This window comes from Halopseudomonas salina (assembly GCF_014637955.1).
GTDB lineage: Bacteria > Pseudomonadota > Gammaproteobacteria > Pseudomonadales > Pseudomonadaceae > Halopseudomonas > Halopseudomonas salina.
This window is the reverse complement of sequence record NZ_BMFF01000006.1, coordinates 33608-54153: the sequence shown is the minus strand read 5'-3', so window position 1 is coordinate 54153 and position 20546 is coordinate 33608. Positions and strand designations below refer to the sequence as shown.

Here is a 20546-nt window from a genome sequence, read left to right as displayed (position 1 = left end):
CGATATTCCTGGTTGTGAAACGGCCATCCGTGATCGGCTGGTTATCTGGACGAAATTTCCAGCAACTCCTCATCCGCCGGGGGTAACTCAGCGTCCTCATTAGCGCCTGGTGCACCCGTGTTAACGGCGCCTGGGCCGAAGCTCATCGGGCTCGAATAGGTCGCTGTGTTCGGATACCCGGGCATGCCGAGGCCTGTCTCCCAGAGTCCGGTTTCACTGAGCTGGGTCTGCATGTTGTACTCTGCGCTGAGTCGCTGGAAGGCGAGCATCTGCAGATCCTGCGGCACACCTGGCTTGTAGAGGAACATCACCAGCGGATCGGCATAGCGGGTAGGCAGGGCATTGGTGCGCAACTCAAAGCCCAGCGTATCCAGCCAGAACACTGCATCGGGCGACATCAGTTGCCCGTTCACATTCAGTGGCCGCGGATCATAGTTGTTCATGTTCAACGTCAGACCGGCCGTCTGGATAGCCAGGCTCTCAACCACGAATGCCTCGTCCAGATTCAGCTCGCCGTCCACGCTCAACGAGCCCGTTTTGGATTTGAAACCAGCCACATTGAGTTTGCCGGTGTTGACCACCTGCACATTGATCTGGTCGGCAACGCGCCCCTCGAATCCGCTCAGGGTCATATAGGTGTTGGCGGCGCCCTTGCTGTTTACCCCGACATCAATGGTGGGCGCCTCGAGAATCAACGGCCCGCCCCCATTCAATTCGATCTGACGAACGTTCAGACCCTGACTGGCTGCCAGCTTGCCTTGCTGCATGACAATCAGATCGCCGTCTATGGCGCCGTCTACCCACAGGTAGGGATTACCGATCAGCTCACCAAAGGTCAGGCTGCCATTGACGCGCAATTTTACATTGCCATTGCGAGCCCGCAGGAAGGGTGAGTAGAGACCTTGCTCGGCGACAATATTGATATCGCCATCGAGGGTTTCCGCCGACAACCAGGGCATATCGATTACCAGCGGATCACCAATGCCGGTCACGGCGCTGATGCTGCCCTGGGAATTGGCGCCTGTGGCACGCAGGTGCACCGGTGTGTCACTGCGCCCGGCAATGTTGCCGCCACTGATCAGGCGAACCGCATCGGCGCCGTTCCAGTCGGTCTGCAGGGCCGCCAGTTGCATGTCGCCGGTGGTGGCAATACGCAGCTGGCCGGTCGCATCGAGACGTGAGCCAGCATCCATTGTCAGCCTGGCTGCCTGAACATCGACCTTAGCACCGGATTCAACCAGAGCACCGGTGGCCAGGGCAACGGTGCCCACTGCGCCCACATTCAGGTCGTCAGCGCTGGATACGGCTCTGTTGAACCGAACGCTACCAGCGCTGCTCAGTTCGGTCCGCCCACCGGATTCAACGAGGCCCAGAACGATGTCACCCGATTGGCTGGTGACCTTGAAATCACCCGCACTCTGGACTGTGGAATCGACGTGCAGCGCAATCGCACTGCCGTTCAGGATGATGCCGTCTACAGTCGAGGTCAGGCTCGCAGCCTCGCCCGCCACCAGCATCCCCGTACCACCATTAAGGGCCAGCGAGCTACCTGTCATCGCTGACTGTGCTTCTATACCTGTGGATGCCAGCACGTCGATATCCAGGGCCTTTACCGGGCCCGCGAACAGCACACTGCCGGTAGTCGAGTCGACATCCAGATCGCCACCGAAGGTCAGCGCTTGCATGGAGATGTTGCCGATAGCTGTCAGTACAGCCTCCCCACCTCCCTGCAAGGACGAGCTATCACTCATGCTGATGCTCTGCGCATCGGCAATCAGATCACCCCGGGCAGTAACGACACCCTCTGTTTCCAGCGCGCCTGTAGCCAGTAACGCGAGGTCGCCGTTGGTTGTAGCCAGATTGCCCACGCTCAAGGCACCGGCAGTCGCTTCCAGCCTTGCACTTCCGGCGCTGACTTCCACCGCAGCCAGCTGAATGGCAGACGCGGAGATCTCCAGCTCGTCGGAGACATTAACCTGCGGTGCTCCGCTGGCGCTCAGCGCGCCACCCAGATCGAGGCGCAGGCTGGCGGCAGTCAGGTCGCCGGCCAGATCAACAGCGCCGACCGACTTCAGGTCAAAACGCTGATCTACCGTCACATCACCCAGGGTGAAGAGTGTGGTATCGCGCACGTCCAGCCAGGCATTGGCTGCATCCACGCTGAGTGCGCCGGCCCCGGACACTCTCAGATTCAGCCAATCGACAGAGCTACCCAGATCATTCACGCCTGCATCCAGCTTGATGCCGGAACCCTGCAGGAAGTGGTTGGCGTCGTAACCGAGGATATCGCGATCGTTGGACAACGACAGCATACCGCCGGCACCCACGGAGCCCACCAGCAAGTTGCCGCCACTGTGCCGGAGGTAGAGATCACCGGCGGCTCCGGCCTGACGCAAGGCGCCTGACAGCTGCACATTCATCGCCTGGGCAGCAGAACCTATCTCACCCTGGGTATTGGCCAGGTACAGATCATGCGCCTTGATATTGTTGACCCCGGCTTGCGCCGCTATCGCACCATCCACGATCAGGCGAACGTCTGCATCGGTAGAGACTATTTCACCCACGGTCAGAGAGGCGGCCGACTCGATAAAGATCGCATCCCGCGCGGCAACGTTGAGCGCGCCGGAGGTATCTACCTTGATCGGATCCACCTGCTTGACCGTCAGGGTGACCGCGTTATCGGTAAGCACAGTGGAAATATCCCCTGGCCCGGCCGACAGTAATGCAGATTTCTGTTCATTGGAGATGGTGGCCGTATTGTCACGCGGCACACTGAAGACCAGATCGGCCAGGTTCTTGCCAACGCTCCCGCTGTTGGCTTGCAGATGAATATTCGAGGAGACGATGTTGGCCTCGCGATCGGTCAGCTGCCCCGACGCATCGGCACTCAATGCGGCAGCGGAAATACTGATATCCAGCTGGCTCTGCTTCCAGGTCGACCCTTCTACCATCCTGGCGTACCAGTTGCTGGCGGCATCGATCTCCAGCCGGAAGCTGTCGTCGTAGGCACTGGTCAGGAGCGCGCCGTAGTCGTAGCCAACCAGCGTACCCTTTTGTTCCTTGCCGACGGCATCCGCCACGTTGGCGTAACTGTCCGGCGTGGCCACCTGGTCGATAAACCAGGCGTCCAGGGCCTGATACTCTGCCTTGACCTTGGCTGTCAGCTGCGTGACGTCTGTAGTGCCATAGCGGATTTTCATGGCATCAAGATAAACAGCATCGATCGCAAAGCCGCTGTCACTGGCATCGGTCAGACGCTGCTTGAGCATCCAGTAGGTGTGGTATTTGCTGTTGAACTGATTTTCGTAGGCGGTCACCGCGCGGTCACCGGCGGTGCCGCTGAGCAGGTTCAGGGAATCCCATACCGAGGCCTCGTAGGCCAGTTCCTGCTCCGACTTCTGCTGCTGTTCAAGCGCATTGGTCAGGCTGCCATCGCCGAGCCTGAGTACAACATTGTCGTTGGCCTCGATACGCTCGACCTGCAGATCACCCGTCGCCTGGGAGACCACGATGTCGTTGGCCGCACGCAGGGAGACGGCTCCGGTCGAAGCGATATTGACGAAATTGTAGGTGGCCGGATCACCCAGCGTGCCCAGGCTACCGATACTGCCCGACAGACTGCTGAGATCGATGGTGTTGGCCGAGATCAGGGTGTTGCCATCCTTGGCGACAATGCTCTTATCCACCGTACCGAGGATGCCGTATTTCGCTGACAGTTTATCGATGCTCAAGGCCGAGCCCATGGCCGTGGCGTTGAAAGCCAGTGAGCCGTTATCGGACTGCAAGGCCAGTTCATTGGTGGTGATCGACAGCAGGTTGCCGGTGCTACCTATATCGCCATTGGCCTGAATACGGGTAGTCCCCGAGGTAATAGAGGACGCACTGGATGCGGTGAAGTCGGCATCGGTAACGATATTGGTGACACCGCTCGGGTTATAGATGTTGCCGGTCAACTGAATCGGTGAATGCGAGTCGACACTGATATTACCTTCCGCCACCCCGGTGAACTGGAAAAGGATCGAATGGTCCGCCTTGACGTAGGTGTGCGTATCCATGTCCATCCGCGTGGGGATACGGACAACTGGATCAGCGTTGGTCAGACCGGTGCCATAGTACTTGCTGTAGCTTAGAATCCATTTGAAAGCGGTTGCCGATTGGCTGCCGTAGTCATAAGTCTGCTTCAGATATTGCGCGGCGACACCGCCGGAACAGGCTTCGGGCTTCGACGCACAGGAGGTGTAATAGCTGTCTTCAGTATTCCAGTCGGTGGTGTACACCCACTCGCCGACAGTGGTCGGGTATTTCGACAGGTAGCCGTCCGGCACATCGGTGTAGGTTCGACCGACAGTCGCGCCTTCGCGGATATAGAACAGCTGTCCGGCCAGCGGGTTGTAGGTCATGCTCGATGTGGTGCCGTTGCCACCATAACTGCCCATATCGACCGACGAGTTCGGGTCAAGATGCGACACCGCCCAGGCATCGGTCTGGTACTGACGGATCTGGTTGCCCGGGTTGTGGATATACCACTGCGAGACAGTGTTCGACTTGTTCAGGTCGGTGATCCGAATCACTCCGGTAGCGTCCTCACCGGCGCTCAAGGTGCCTATGTTCAGCTGGGTGTTGGAATCGTTATTGATGGCGATCTGGCCCAGTCCATCCTTGACGATGATCTTGCCGTCCGCCCCGGTCGAGGAAATAGCCGCGCGAATGGCTACATAACCACCGCCGCTGACCGGCACATCGTCAATCCCCAGTGTTCCCGAGCCCACGTCATACTTCAGCTTGATTTCCGAGGTGCCGGCTGCATTGGCGATGTCGAAGGTATAGGTGTTGATCCGGTAGTAGTCTGGATCGTAGTCCGGGCGGAAGAAGACCGGTTGATAATCCGGATTGAGCACCCGCAGGGTTTTGGTTTCTCCGGGCGTCAGGCTGAGGGTATCGCCGGCGGCCAGGCCCGCATCCCTGACATACTGCTCGATCTTGGCGTCAAAACCCGTTCCCACGTTGACCGACCAGCTGTTGTCGGTGCCCACCACGATGGCGCCGTTAATGTCCAGGCGCTTGGCGTTGATAATGACCTTTTCGGCAATAATCGAGGTACCGGTATCGCCCAGCTTGGTTTTAACCTGTGCATAGGTGGCAGTCTGCGACAGTTTATCCTGATAGTTCAGGACTGGCCGGAATCTCCATTGAGAGCCGCCACGTGAGCTGTCATCCGAGTTGAAATAGAAGGTCACAGGATTCGCGCCGGTGTATTCGGCGCTGTCGCTGAAGCCCCAGTTGAAATAGATATTCATCTCGTCATAGCCATAGGGCGACGACTGGTAGTACGGGTTCTGGACGCCGCCGTTGCTCAAGGCGCGACCGACAAACCAGTCATTGAATGCCGGCGCTCCCGTAGCTGTAATCGCCGTCGAATACCTGTCGTTCAGATAGAACTGCACGAAGTCGATGGCGTTCGCGGGCTTCCATTGCTTGGTGAAGTTGATCAGCGCATCAGGGTCGCGACCGTAGGTCTGCTCAAGATTCGGGTTATTCAGCAGCAGGCTGCCGTTGTCCACATTCAGGTTGACTGCATTGGCCTGGATCAACGCCTGCTGGATCAGGTCCCCTTCGGCCACCGAGATATTCACGCTGGACAGCAGGTTGGTCAGGTTGCCATTGACGATAACGTCGGCACTCTTGAAGTTCGCGCCGGTGGGGGCGTGGTTGACGTAAATACCCGACTGGCTGCCCGCCTGCTCGTCGATAAAGGCGCTGTCCAGATTGGCACCCCCGTTGACGAATACATTGCCCCCGGTCTGGTTGGCGATTTCCAGATTCGCCAGCATCAGGTGACGGTCGGACAGGTTGTTGATAGTGATGTTCGCATTACCCTTGGCGGTAAAGGTAGGCGTCACCCCGGTAGCCATGTTGATGGAACCAGCCGTGAGACTCACGTTCCCGGCGGAGGCACGCACATCGGCCACCTTGATAGCGAAGTTTGCCGTTGGCGACAGGTCATTGACGATCGCGGACAGCAGCACCACCTGGGTCCGCAGATCATTGATCTCGTCCGTGTATGGATTGCTACCGACGCTGGTGACGTCCGTGCTCTCTGTACCGGTATTCGTGCCGGTGGCTACGCCATCCCCGTCACCGAGCGTTGTACCATCGGTCACCGCCTCTGTCGTGGTCCAGGCTTGCAAGACCGCGATCTGTGCATTCAGGTCACTGATATAAGTCTGCAGTTCGGCGCGCGAAGAATACTTGGCTGCCTGTTGCTCTGCAGAGCCGTAGCGATAGAGCTGGCGGGTAATGCTACCGGCCTGATTGATGCTCACTGACTGATAGGCATACTGCCCGGCGGTCACGCTACCGCTGCCATTGAAGGCAAGGAGATTGCTGACAGCCTTGTTGCTGGAACCGAAGGTGTTCTCGGTACTGAACAGCGACAGGTAGGGGTTTTTCTCAACGCCGGTACCTCTGGCGCTCAAGGCGCCTTCGATAGCACCGATTGCAATATGCCCGTCACTGCCGATAGCGAAGTTGTCGCCGAATACCACCTTGTTGTCGAGAACGATATCGCCTTCGGCCTTGTTGCCTGCCGGGATCGGTATCGCTGTCCAGTTGTAGATATTGCTGCGGGCATCCGCCACCAACTGGTTCTGATACAAGCCATCAGAGCCCCGACCGGCAAACAGGCTGATCTGATCGTAGGCATCAATAACAATGTTGTTACCCAGCGTCAGGGTATTGTCGACATCAATGTGCACATCGGCTATGCCGCCGGCCACACCGGCGACTGCCCATACGCTGACATTGGCCTCCGCGGCCGCGCTACCACGCGAATAGGTCCCCAGCCCGATCTTGCCCCAGGCATTGCGCAGCTGCACACCGTCGCTCAGGGTGACGTTGGTGCGCGCAGCCACATCCACATCCGACTCCGCACCGGCGCCCTGCAGCGCACCACCGACCTCTATCACCGCCTTGTCATAGACAAAGAACTCGGTGCCGGCGTCCACCGTAATGCCCTTGCGATAGCCTTGGTGCATCCAGGCCAGATCGGAGATCTTCAGCACCGCGTTCTCACCGACCTCTACTGCTGCCAGCAGATGCTTGATGTTCTGGCGGGACAAGGCCGCCGTGCCGTTGGCCCCACCGCCACCCACGCCATAAACGCTGGTGGTGTAACTCGAATCCCAGGGCGTTTGAATCTGCCGGGCCTGGTTCAATGCGTCGATATCGATATCCAGCGCATTCAGACTGACATTCTTGCCCAGGACCACCTTGACGTTGGTATCGACATCCACATCCGAGACCGCACCCGAACCGCCCACCACGGACACCGTGGTCGAATCAGTGCCGGCAAAGAAGTTGACGGCATTGCTTGCACGCATGACCACGTTGCCAGCGTCGATCGGCACGCTGCGGTAGCCGCTGAACCAGTCATCCACCAGCACCGCTGCGGCGTAATTGCCGTTGGCGTGATCACCGGCCTCGACCACGGCTTCCGCCGCACTACCGGAAACGAAACCACCACCACCGGCAGTGGTGAACGCCTGGTTCTGATTCTGACTGCTGGCATCCAGAATAAGATCGCCGGTGCGCTCCAGCGTGGCATTCGGGTCCTTGCCGAACTCGACCCGGGTCGAGCTGAACGACTCCGCCAGACCGACCTGATAACCACCGGCAAAGGCGCCGACAAAGTAACCATCGGCGTCGGCGATCTGTACGCCGGTATGCCGGGCGTAAACTTTGAAGTCGGCATCCGGAATAGTGACGTAGTTGCCTACTCTGGCCACTGACTGCGCATTATTGCTTGCGCGGGCTTCTGCGCCGGCGACACCCAGCATCAAGCCGCCGGAAGCTGCGAAGGCGGCCGCATGCGCTGTTTGATAGTCGGCATCGGAGCCATCGCCAACTTCACTGCGCACCAGTACATCACCGCTGCCGGTGAAGATCACACCGTCAGCTACGGTAGCCCGTGCTTCGGCGTCGGTCATGGCGTAGGCGAAGGAGCCGCCCATGGAGTAGCCACCGGATACGGTCACACCATAGGCGCTCGAATATATTTCCGGCACTACCTGCGCAGACACATTGACCAGTCCGCTGCCGGTACCAATGGTGCCAAACAGCGTGGCATCGGCATGGGAGTTGTCATGGGCGTCGGTGACCACGCCCTGGATACCGGCAGAAATACCGCCGGCCAGGGAAAACGCGGTGCTCTTGACCATGCCCGAACTGTTGGCGCTGACTGTCATGTTGTCGTAGCCGTCGACCAGCTTGCCGGTCTCGCCCAGCAAGGCATCCACGTCGCTGGCCTTCTTCGCATAGCCGTAGCTTACGCCGATGGCGGCGCTACCCAGATTGACGTTAAGCGAACCGTCGGTGGCCGAGTCCGGCCGGCCAGGATCGACATCGCCCAGGCGCAGTTCCGTGGTATCAGTCGCGGTGACGATCAGATCGCCAGTGTCCGAACCGCTGGCCGATGAAACACCTGCCACGACGCGGTTTTCTGCTCGAATATCGACATAGTTGACCACCACGCTGATGCCGCCCAGGCCAACCACCACCGATTTGGCTTCGCCGGCCGCATCGTCATCAGACACATTCTCGATAGTGGCACCGACCACCACATTGTCCGCCGTCAGGTTGCTGTCGACGGTGGCGATGCTCATGTCATACATGCGGGTAATGCCGATCACACCGGCAATACCCGCCGCCGAGATCTGCGCCGCGCCGAGCAATTGGCTGTTGTGCAGCAAAGCGCGGCTGTTCACGTTCAGGGTATCAACGTCGGTCACGCCACCGGAGACCCGCGCGGCGGTCAGACTTTCACCTTTGATTTTAAGGGACTTGCCGGCATCGGTGGTCATGGAGGCCGCCGGTGTTGCCGTGCGTTCAACACTAGCGGCGGGGCCAGCGTCCATGGCGGCGACATCATCGCTGGACAGATGCGTATTGAAGCTGGCGGTGTCCGCCTGCAGAACCGAGTTGGCCACGTCCCGTGACACATCGAATTCGTCTTCGGCGTTGGTGCCGTCATCCGCGGTGGTATCGCCTTGCCCGAAGAGCGCAACACCAATGCTGACCGCCGCGCTGAACTTGCCCGCTGCACCGGCAATACTGGTCAGATCGGTCTGACGTTGCGAGGTGGCATCGATATCCAGCAGATCCGCCTTGATGTCGCTGCCAACCACTTCGCTGACTACCTGAGTGCGTCCCAGCACCACGTTGGCGACGGCGCCAATACCTACCTTGGCCCCCACCCCTACGCCCAATGCGAACTGCCTGGCATCGAGGATTTCCTGGGCGCTTAGAACCACGCTGGTCGCATCGGCAATACCGTTCTTGCCACGGATGCTGGTGCTGTAACCGCCACCTGCAGGCTTGCCGAAAATACCGGCCCGTGTCTCTCCGGTAAATTCACTGACATCAATCATTGCCGCTGCGCCGAAACCGGCACTGATGCCCGCGCCAAAGGCATGACTGTTGACGTTCTCGAGACGCTGGGCATCGACTGTCAGGCTGCCGACATTGACCCGCGTGGTGCGCGTGTCCGTCGGGTCGTCGAGGTCATTGCCGATCAACGCCTGACTGTCACCGCCGATGAGGTTCACGGCAAGGCCAAAGCCCACCCCGACTTTCCCGCCGATGCCCACGGCACCTGCTGCCACGTTGGCTTCCTGACGACGGTCCGAGCTCACCTTCAGGCTGTTGGCCGTAAGAGTGCCGCCAAGCAACCAGGATCGGGTGGTACCCGATTGCTCGGTAATCACCACCGAGGCCGCGCCGCCCAGACCGCTACCACCGGCGCCCACGCCGGCCGAAACCGCCTGGGCAACCTTGGAGCTGTTGGCGTTGATGCTGGCCGCATCGGCCATGACGGTGCTGTCTGCGACGGTAGCTTTGGCCGACTTCTTCTGACTGTTGGTGGCGAAGCCGCCGACGCCCGCATTCTTGCCCGAGATGGCGATGCCTGCCGATACGGCGAGACCGGCCTCATGGGCGTTGGCACGGACCAGCACATCGGCTCCGCTCTGGTTGTTCACGCCGGCGTTGATCACGCTGTTGTTGATGTTTGCGCTGGTTTCACCGGATGAGCTGTTGGTCGCCACATTGACACTGATGGCCAGCGACTCGGCGCCTGCGCCACCCACGGTGATGGCCTGCTGCTTGGTGCGACTGGTGGCGTTGACTGCCAGTCCGTCTACGCTTTGCGTGGATTTGTCCAGGTCGAGCAGGGCAAAACCGGTCGTCAGCGCGTCGCGGTCAACCGGGTCGGCGTTGTTGTCATCGCCGTCATCCTCGGCCTGACCCGAGGTCGACAGGTCCGGCAAGGTGCCGTAGTTGGCCAGCGCGCCGCTGTCCACGATGATGCTCGCGCCTCTGCCTTCGGCAATCACGTTGGCATTGTCTATTGAAGCCGAGGTGTTGCCATACTCCAGTGCAGTCGCTATTGCCACTGCCCCGGCACCATTACCCAGACCGATACCCAGCGCGCCACTGCCGACCAGATTGACGCTGAGCGCGTCGGCGTTGACCGCCACATTATTCCAGGCCTTGACGCGCGCGCCTTCAGCGATACGGGCGCTGACATCACCATCAATAATGCCGCTGCTCACCGATCCGGCGAGTGCGCTCTGCTTGGGCGATGCCGCGACCCCGGCGCTGATGCTCAACAGCCAGTTGTCGCGTACGGCATCGACCATCAGGTTCTGCACCTTCAGCGTGGTGCTGCCCACCGTGACGCCGTCGCCGAGCACTGCCGCTTTGACATCCGAGTCGACTCTATTGGTCGCCACGGCGATGCCGCCGGCAGAGCCGCCACCGGAGCCAGCGCCCATCCAGGCAGTGGAAACGCTGTCGGTGAAGTCATAGGCCTGCACAGTGACCGTGCCGCCAAGGGTGGCGCTGGCATCGGTACTGCGATTGGTGCCAGTATCCTTGATCGCCGCTTCGACCAGTTGATCAACATTGTTGACGCCGATCGCACCGGCAAAGGCCAGTCCGGAACCACCGGTAGCGCCGATGGCAATGGCATTGCCAACCAGCAGATTGTGATCATTGGAAGCGCCGCTGGTGGCCTTGACCAGCACATCGCCGGAGGCCTGCAACGCCGTATTAGCAATATGTGCCTTGGTCGAGTGCTCGTCGGTGCCCACCAGATTCAGTGCGACTGCCAGGCCACCTGCCTTTCCGGTAGAGCCGGATGTACCCACAGCGACTGCACCAGCGACGTTGACCATGTCCATGTCATTGGTGGCGGTAACGGCAACCGTCTCGGCGTTGATGCTGCCGCTGTCTGCCCCGTCCCAATCGCCGATTTCCGCAACGACACGGTTGTTCAGGCGGTTGACCGCAACCGAACCCACACCCGAATATTTTCCGGTACTGACGCCGACGCCAATGGCCACGCTATACAGCAGGGAGTTGTCCCGCGCATTGACTACCACATCTGCCGTGCTGGTTGCGCCCTGATTGATGTTCACATCCGCCATGCGCGCGGAGGTATCGCTCTGCACATCGGCGTGGGCATAGGAGATGCCCAGATTGCTCTTGCCGGCCTGCACCACACCGGCTACGGCGATGATGCGCTTGCCGGCCGAACTGTAGTTGTAGCTAGAGCCTGTACCGTCCTCGTCGGTGAACACCTCGGTGTTGTCGATAGCATCCGCGCCGCTGAAGTCGAAGTCACTGTTGATCGTGCTGCTACCAAGCCCGGCCAGCAGAGTGTCCAGCGTGGCATTGTCTTCGCCACTGGCATTGACGTGCAGCGTCTGCACGCCCTTGATGTCGGTTTTGCTGATCAAGGCCCTGGTGTCGGCACCAATCGAGCCCACCGCAAAGCTGCCGGCAAATCCCTGGGAATTTTCCACGCCGCCGTTGTAGCCACCGCCTGCCGCGCCGATGCCGATGCTGTTCACTGCACTGGCAGAAACAGTCAGGCTGTCGAAGTTGGTCAGGGTACTGCGAGCCCCGTCAACGCCGCTGATGACGGCCTCCGCGGCGCAACCGCTGTACACATCCTCGTTATGGGCGGTGCTCAGCACGTTGTTTGAGTCGGGGTTGATCCCTGCCAGCATGGCGCTTGGGTCATTGATCTCGGCAAAGGTAATCGCCAGCCCGCCGCCCTTCTTGCCGCCCAGATAAAGTGAACCGCCACCGACGCCGATGTCGGCGTTGTTGTGGGCAGAGACTTCCAGGCTGTCGTCACCGTCGTTGTTGCTGGTGATCGAGCTGTTATCGATACGCGCCGAGGTACCGTCATAGATCTGCGCGCCGGAGATCGACAGGGCGCCGTTGTTGCTGTTCTGGGTATTCTGATCCGAGCTGGTGACTGCCAGGGCCAGCGCCACCGACGTGAGCTCGCCACCATGCACTGCCTGCACTTTCACATCGCCGGCATTGCTGATAGTGCTGTTGCGGATATGCGCCAGCGCATCATTGAAGCTGATCTGGTAGGCAATGGCGCCAGCGATGGTGTTCTGGTTGGACGGTGAGTCGGCACCCAGCTTGGCCAGGGCTGCGCCACCCGAAGCCGAGGCGGAAATCACCTTTTCCAGGGCCTGCACCGTGACATCAACGTCTGCAGCACCCTTGCCACTGATCACCGCGTCATCGATAAGGGCCTTGGCGTCCAGGTTATTGACCGACACGGTGAAACTGCCGGCAGCAGCAAGCCCCGTCTTGTCGGGGTCGACCGGGGCATCACCACCCGCGGCAGGATTGCCTTCATCCGTCTTGCCATCCCCGGTGGCATTGCCGATCGAGGCCGCACCCGTGCCTGAAACCGCATCGTTGTGGCTATCTGCCGACTTCTTCCCGAGCTTTTCCCACCAGTTCTCGAACCGCTCGGCTATTCCCGGCTTGTTGTTGGGCTCAGTGACAACGGCTCCCGCCACGGCCAGCGAACCGTTGGTGCCCGCGCTACGGGCCCGAACACGAATGTCGTTGGCCACAATGCCGCGTGGATCCGGCGCAGGCGTTGTCGGCGCGTCGGGGGCAGGCTGCGCACCATTCTTGAAACCGACCTTGGCCGATTCGCTGCTGTTGTCGCCGATGAACGCCTTGGTATCGCCCTGGGCTATGTTGATCGCCACAGACAGGCCCATGGCCGATTCGTCTGACTTATTGAATGCGCCCGCCGCAGCCCAGTTGCCAAAGTCGTGATCAGCCAGCACATCCAGGCCCGTGGTATTGACCTTGGCCTGATTGCTCAGCGAAGCGTGGGTAAGCGACTCACTGTTGAGAATCGCCATGACGCCATTGAATCCCAGCCCTTTTCCCGAACCTGAAGAAGGTGTTATCAGGAAATGCCGTTCGTCAGTGTGCGCCTGGATGCGCACATCCCCATCCACAAGCAATGTGGCATCGCCAATCCCCGACACAGCAGTCGCAGTCTGCTGGACATAACTGATACTGCCCCCAACCGATTTCCCCTTTTCGTTGGTGCCGTTGCCGTTCGGCAGGAGCCCGAGGGTGCCCAGATTGCCGGCCAGGTGAACGCTTTCATTGAGGTTGTAGGCTTGTACATCTACCGAACTGATGAAGTCGAAGCGGTAATCGATGGTCTTGAAGGGAATCGTGGTAGCAAACAGCGTGGGCGCCACCATGTTACCGGCCACTATCCGGCCGGCAGACCAGGCAGCCTTGCCCGTGGTAGTGATCTTGACGTTATCGCCAATCCAGGCCTTGGTGCCCAGATCGTTGATGACCACGTTGAGGGAGCCACCGGTAGCGGAATTGTCTGCTGATGTGCCCGCATTGGCGAAAGACGACAGTATATTGTTCTGCATGCCGCCAATGCCGGTGAACTTGCTCCACAGATCAGAAAAAGAATCCCACTTGTCATAACTGGAAGAAATGGGCACTTTCTGCCGCGCCAGCACACCGACATTGGCCGCTGAAATTTCCACGTAGTTGCCGATTTCGGCCACGGCCTCGCCGCTGTTGATGGCGAAGTTCAGGGCCACCGCCAGGCTCTTTTCCGAGGAGCCAGTCTGGTTGCTGCCATTGGTACGGCTACTCGGCGATGCCACTGCCGCCTCTGCCGAGGTGCGCCAGGCGCCCTGGTCATCGCCATGGGCTGCGTTATTGTTGCCACCGGCGATCGAGGCGTTATCCGTCCCCAGATCAATGGCACTGGCCAGCAGCAGATTACCCGTGGAATGAATGCTCGGTGCTTCAGCCTGGCCGGCCTGGTTGTTGCCCAGAAATGCATAGGCTTCGTGGTCGGACAGGTTCATGGTGAAGGCCAGGCCGCCCTTGAAGGAGATCTTGCCATCGCCGTCTTTGGGTACCTCTGTACCCGCCGGCTTTTTCGTATTGATAAGGTTGTTCACGCCATTCTGCATGGCCGCGAGGCCGGCAACCGGCTTGGCACCGACGCTACGGAAAAGCGTGTTGCTACCCACAGTGACACCCGACTTGACCTGCTGGTGTACGGTGCGGTCCAGCGCAGTGATGCTCACATCACCGGTCTTGTCGGTAGCAGAGCCCAGCGATGCGCCCATCTCCGCGGTGGCATTGGTATTGAAATCACCCACCGCAACGGCAATGCCGTACTCGGTATCCTTCAGACCCATGGCAGTTGCCGAGACCGAGTAATAGTTCTGGTTCTCTGCTGCCAACACCAGGCTGCTCGCGCCGAGCACAGCACCGCTCTCGATCACGGCTGTCGCATCAACATCCGACTCACCCACGGCTATGGCCACAACCACCTTGTTGGCGTCCGCAGCGATCAGATCCAGCGCACTGGCAGCGATGAAGGCTTCGTTATGAGCCGTTACCGTCAGATCACCTTCCGACTGGACTGTTGCACCGCTTTTGATGCGGGTCGTACTGGTCGCATCACTGGTGTTGTATATTGCCGACAAAGATCCCTCGTTGCCGGAGAGGTTGATCTGGCTGGCCTGGCTCAGTGCGTGGGACTCGGAGCCCAGCTTTACATCGCCACTGGCCTGCACATTCGCCGTGCCTTCCACGTTGACCGTGGCTTCGGCGTCGGCGGCCATAAGGTAAAAGCCTGCACCCGTGAAGGGCCCTGCCGCCATGACAGTCAACCCGGCAGTCGGGTCTTCATAGAATGACGCAGTCGCCTTGCTCTGCGCCGAGACGGTCACATCATTGGCATGGACCTGGCCGGCAAGCGTGACGGAGGATTCGGCACGCGCTACGCCAAAGCCTATGTCCTTGGCGCTACTGGCAGTGAGCGTGACATCTCCGCTGGTGTTGGCGGTGACATTGTCGCGGGCATCCAGCAAGCCGGTGCTGGTTATTTCGATACTGGTGGCTTCGATGGTGATACCGCCATCAGCCAGCAGATCGCCGGCGATCAGTGCATCACCGGAACCAGACCCACCGCCCGCCACGATATGAATCGTGCCGCCATCCTTGACCAGCGCGGTGGGCGCGGTGTAATCACCGGTATTAACCGCAGCGGTGGCTACATAATCGGCGTTCAGGGCATTGCCGGCGATCAGCTTGCCACCACTGCCGACATTGACCCCGGCGCCCTGCAGATCGATACCCTCGCTGGCATTGACCTTGCCATCGATGGTAATCAGGCCGTCAGACGAGACGGCCAGAGTTTCGTCAACAGTCTTGGTGCCAGCAATGAGCTTATCGAGGTCACCCTCGGTGGGTGTGCGCACCGTCAACTGACCCACGTTGACTACGCCTGAGGCGCCCACCAGAAATCCCTGGGAGCTGGCGAATACCACGTTGCCACCCAGGGTGCCGTTCTTGTAGCTGTTGAGAACGCCATGGATCTCCGCCTTGCCGTCCTTGACGATGTTCACCAGCTTGCTGGCATCACCCGGCACTACCAGATCGACCGTGTTGAGCTCACCTACGACAAAGTGCTTGAACACATTGACCGGGACGCCTCCCACTCGGTTGGCGTTCTGGATGCTGTGTGTCAGGCCTGTAGTCGACATGGTCGCCGTGCCGGCGTCCACCACGATATTGTGTGGGGATGCGGCCAGTGCCTGCAGCGAGGCACTAGACAGGAATGCTCCCCACGCCGCTGTTCGCGCTGCCAGTGACCGAGCAAAAGGGTTGCAGCGACTAACAGCCAGCGCTAGCGGATGGTGAGGAAAGTCCATTTTTCTGCCCAACTTTTCAAGAGGGAACAACATCATCCGGCTGAGCCGAAGCGAATAACAACAAGCAACTATCCGGTCACCCGGACGCGATATCGGGCATTTCAGGTGCGGGTATCGAGCTTCTCACTCAGGCGCTGGAGCGCGCCCAGAGAATGCAGGTGGGCGTAGGCCCAGGCGAGATATCCCTGTCGAAACCAGTGAGTTACGACCGAGTCGTCCAGAGCCATGAGCTTCTTCTCGTCGATAACGAACAGACCATCAAGGCGCAGAGGCTTCTTGTCTGCAGTGATGATCTGGAGGACAAAGGGTTTGAACACATCCTGCTCGGTTGCTGCCTGACAGAATTCGCGGGTACGGACATGCTCAGCTTCAAAGTTCGTGACGAACTCGATGATTTTGCTCAGCGTGTCGGTATAGGCGCCTTCTTCAGTAAAAAGAAGCTCGCCCTCACCCTCTGTCTCTTGCAGACCAGAGTAGTCGGCATCAAAACAGACATTCTTGTCAGTGCTCAGGACGAACGGATAACGACGGATGAAGGCCGGGGTGTAATTACCCAGCCATACGCCCGCCTCATCGACCTGCTCGTGCCCCTGGTTCTTCAACGAAAGCAAAGCAATGGGAAAGTATTGCCCTTGCTGATCCTGGCTGAACAGCACGGACAGATCACGACTGGCCTCAAAAAACTCGATAGCAAGAAGAGGGACAGAATTGACCTTGTTGGTAAATCTGAAATCTGCCACTGGCGAAAAACGAATGCTCTTGTGGACTTCTTTGTTCAGGACCGTGGGCCGCTGATAGAACAAAAGTTCGGACATTATCGGATCCCTGATAATTGATTTATCTAAACGCCATTCGCTTATAGCCCCTTCCTGTGTAAATAGAAATGAATATTATTTTTCCTGGAAATAGGCACAGTAAGCGTCATGTTCCACGACCATCGCTCAAGATGCACACCCCAAATTGACGCCTGTTTAATGGCACCCGTGTTTCCGATATTTTCAAGGCACGAACGACTGCAGCCGATGATATGAGCCACGTCGGAAAAGCAAGACTCCGCCCGGACGATATTCCGCCTGACATACGAGCCCGTGCACTATAATCAACGCACTAAATCCCGCGCTGCGCCGGAGACTTCGCGTAGCGCAACACAGTGTTCATCCTTACAGGTAAAGCATGAGAGGAAGGTTTCAGGAAAGCAGTCTGCATGATGAACGCCTCGATATCGTCGTTCAGCACTTGTTGGAGACAGATGCCTGTCAGGTCCTGGACCTGGGTTGCGGCGGCGGCGAATTACTGCAGCGGCTGGTGCATCAGAATCAATTTCAGCGGATTGTCGGTATCGACATTGATGAAGTCAGCCTCGGCCAGGCCAGGCGTGTGCTGGGTATCGATCTGCTCGACGAAACAGACCGTATTCAGGTGCGCTACGGCTCCTTTGAGGAGCCCAATTCGCAACTACGCGGCTTCGATGCCGCCACGCTGATCGAAACCATTGAGCATATAGATCCGGGCCGGCTATCACGCGTCGAGACAGCGGTCTTTGGTGGCATGCGACCGGGAGTGGTGCTGGTCACCACGCCCAACGTCGAGTACAACGTGCTGCACGGCATGCCTCCAGGTGAGAAACGTCACCCCGATCATCGCTTTGAATGGAGCCGCGCCCGCTTTCGCCAGTGGGCACGGGGAGTCGCTGAACGTAACAGCTACCGGGTCAGTTTTATCGACATTGGTGAATTCGACCCGCAACATGGCAGTTCGACCCAGATGGCGCGCTTTGTCGCCTTACCCTTGAGCGAGAACAACTAGAACCGGAGGTCCGGCGTGGAAGTCGAGCTGATCGAGATACGAGACCACCTGAAACGTTTTCCGCCCTTTGACAATCTGCCGGATGAAACTCTGGACGATATCGCCAGGCAGGTGGAAATCACCTATTTCAAGGCCGGCACCGAGATCCTGCACTTCAACGAGGATATCCAGTATCTGCATTACCTGCGCAGCGGTGCAGTGGACGTATTCAGGCGCAATGGCGATCTCTACAACCGGCTGACCGAAGGCGATATTTTCGGTCACTTCGGCTTGCTGCGTAACAATAAAGTACGCTTCCCGGCCACTGCGTTGGAAGATAGCCTGGTCTATTTTATTCCAGGCGCCCTGTTCCAGAAGCTGTGTGACGAACACGAAACCTTTGCCGACTTCGTTGAGGCCGAAGGCCAGTCGCGGCTCCAAACCGCTGTTGAGAGTGACAGCAAAGCCGGCGAGATGATGAAGCTGCGCGTGCGCAAACTGATCGAGCGCTTGCCGGTAACCGTGACCGCAGACACAACGGTGATGCAGGCGGCGCAGACAATGAGCGATCACAGCGTCTCGTCACTGATCGTTGTGGGTGCCGCAACCGGTCCGCAGGAAAGCCACCGGGGTGCCGGCTCCATGATCGGTATTGTCACTGATCGGGACTTTCGCAGCCGGGTGGTCGCTGCCGGCCTGCCCGCCGATACCCCCATACGCGAGGTCATGACGGCAGATCCCGTCGTGGTCCAGGCGGACGACTCGATGTTCGAAACCATGCTGTCGATGCTGCGTCACAACATCCACCATCTGCCGGTCATCCAGCGCGGCCGCCCGATCGGCGTGGTCAATCTGCGCGATGTCATCAAGTATGAATCCCAGAGCAGCCTGTATCTGGTCAGCAATATCCACAACAAGCAGAACGTCGAAGCCCTGCAAGCGCTGCTGCCGGATATTCGCGCCACCTTCGTGCGCATGGCCACGGACGAGGTGTCCTCGCACATGATCGGCAGCACCATGGCTGGCATCGGCCGCAGTTTCAGTCAGCGCCTGCTGGAGCTGGCGGAGGCGTCCCTGGGACCACCGCCCGTGCCCTACTGTTTCATGGCACTGGGGTCCATGGCGCGGGACGAGCAGCTGGTGGTGACCGACCAGGACAACGCCCTGGTACTGGATGACAGTTTTGACCCGAAACAACATGACGACTATTTTTTCAAGCTGGCCAGCTTTGTCAGCGACGGTCTTGCGGCGTGCGGTTATACCTACTGCAAGGGTGGCATCATGGCTACCAACCCCAAATGGCGGCAGCCGCTTAGCGTATGGAAAAAATACTTTACCCAGTGGATCACCCGGCCCAATCCCGAGACCCTGCTTAACAGCTCGATCTTCTTTGATCTGGACAGCGTTTACGGCAAGGCGGAGCTCGTCGAGGAGCTAAAGGACCTGCTGGCGACCAGCGCCAGCTCGAATGAGCCCTTTCTTGCCGCCCTGGCCCGCAACGCGCTGAACCGCACACCACCGCTCGGGTTCTTCCGCACCTTTGTGATGGAACAGGATGGCGAGCACAAGAACATTATCAACCTCAAGGGCCGGGGCACCGCGCCGCTGACCGATCTGATCCGCGTGCATGCACTGGCGTGCGGCTCCAAGGCGCAGAACTCATTCGATCGTCTTGATGCCATCGCTACTACGCGCCTGATGCCACCTGACGCCGTGACGCGTTTGCGCTATGCGCTGGAGTTTCTTTCCAGCGTGCGGATCCGTCACCAGGCCCTGGAGCTGGAAGAAGGCCGCGAGCCGAACAACTATATCGAACCGGAAAAGATTTCCACCGCTGAACGGCACAACCTGAAAGAAGCCTTCCAGATCCTCAGCAACGCCCAGAAGTTTCTGCGCTTCCGTTATCCGGCCCTGCAGTCGATGCGTACCCTATGAGCAACAAACGCCATCCGGCCCGCCCTCCCGGCCACGAGACGCCCAATTGGCGAACCCTGTGCGCCAGCCTTGCTCAGACCGCCCTGGATGAAGATCTGAAGCGCTTCTATGAGGCTGGCGCGGTGGGCCCATTAACGCCGATCAGCGATGTGCCCCTGGTCGCCCTGGATGTTGAGACCACTGGGTTGGATCCCAAACGCGACGCCATCGTCAGCGTGGGGCTGATCCCTTTCAACCTGAAGCGCATACGCTGCGCCGATGCACGCTATCAGGTAGTCAAGCCCATCTCCGAGCTGACCCACGAGTCGGTCGCTTTTCATCACATCACTCATAGCGACCTCAAGCAGGCGCCCCGCCTGGACAGCATGCTGACTGAAATCCTGGAAATCATGGCTGGCCGGGTGGTGGTTGTACATTACCGCAACATCGAGCGCGGCTTTCTGGATGAGGCGGTCCGCTATTACCTCAATGAGCACCTGCACTTTCCGGTTATCGACACCATGGAAATCGAGGCACGTCTGCATCGGGGCGCCAATCGCCTCGGCTGGTTCGACCGCCTGCGCGGCAAGAAGGACGTATCCATACGCCTTGCCGAAAGCCGCCTGCGCTACGGACTGCCGCTCTATCACGCCCATCATGCACTGACCGATGCGCTGGCCAGCGCAGAGCTGCTGCAGGCTCAGATTGCCACTCACTTCGATGCAGATACGCCGGTCGCCGACCTCTGGGACTGAA

At 59.3% G+C, this 20546-nt stretch carries 5 protein-coding genes; 3 read left to right on the top strand and 2 right to left on the bottom strand.

All coding sequences use genetic code 11. The features are described from left to right. Window positions 1–41: 41 nt before the first annotated feature. Entirely contained in the window at window positions 42–16091 is a 16050-nt protein-coding gene (locus IEV54_RS13850) for a leukotoxin LktA family filamentous adhesin (RefSeq protein ID WP_188434467.1), read from the bottom strand. 101 nt (window positions 16092–16192) lie between these two features. Further along, window positions 16193–16906 carry a SapC family protein gene (locus tag IEV54_RS13845; protein ID WP_150278809.1) on the bottom strand — a complete coding sequence of 238 codons (714 nt, stop codon included), beginning with the start codon at window positions 16904–16906 and terminating at the stop codon, window positions 16193–16195. 358 nt (window positions 16907–17264) lie between these two features. Between IEV54_RS13845 and IEV54_RS13840 the strand changes: the two genes are divergently transcribed. From IEV54_RS13840 to IEV54_RS13830, 3 genes are read left to right on the top strand one after another with little or no spacing between them, the layout of a single operon-like run. Continuing rightward, on the top strand, window positions 17265–17897 hold the full coding sequence (locus tag IEV54_RS13840) for a methyltransferase (RefSeq protein WP_150278811.1): 633 nt from the start codon (window positions 17265–17267) through the stop codon (window positions 17895–17897). 15 nt (window positions 17898–17912) lie between these two features. Beyond that, window positions 17913–19811 (top strand): DUF294 nucleotidyltransferase-like domain-containing protein, encoded by a 1899-nt coding sequence (locus IEV54_RS13835; protein ID WP_150278812.1) that lies wholly within the window; start codon window positions 17913–17915, stop codon window positions 19809–19811. Then, the gene (locus IEV54_RS13830; protein WP_150278813.1) at window positions 19808–20545 is read left to right on the top strand and encodes a 3'-5' exonuclease; all 738 of its coding nucleotides are present in this window, start codon (window positions 19808–19810) and stop codon (window positions 20543–20545) included. The genes IEV54_RS13835 and IEV54_RS13830 overlap by 4 nt, the downstream gene beginning before the upstream one ends. Window position 20546: the final 1 nt, after the last annotated feature.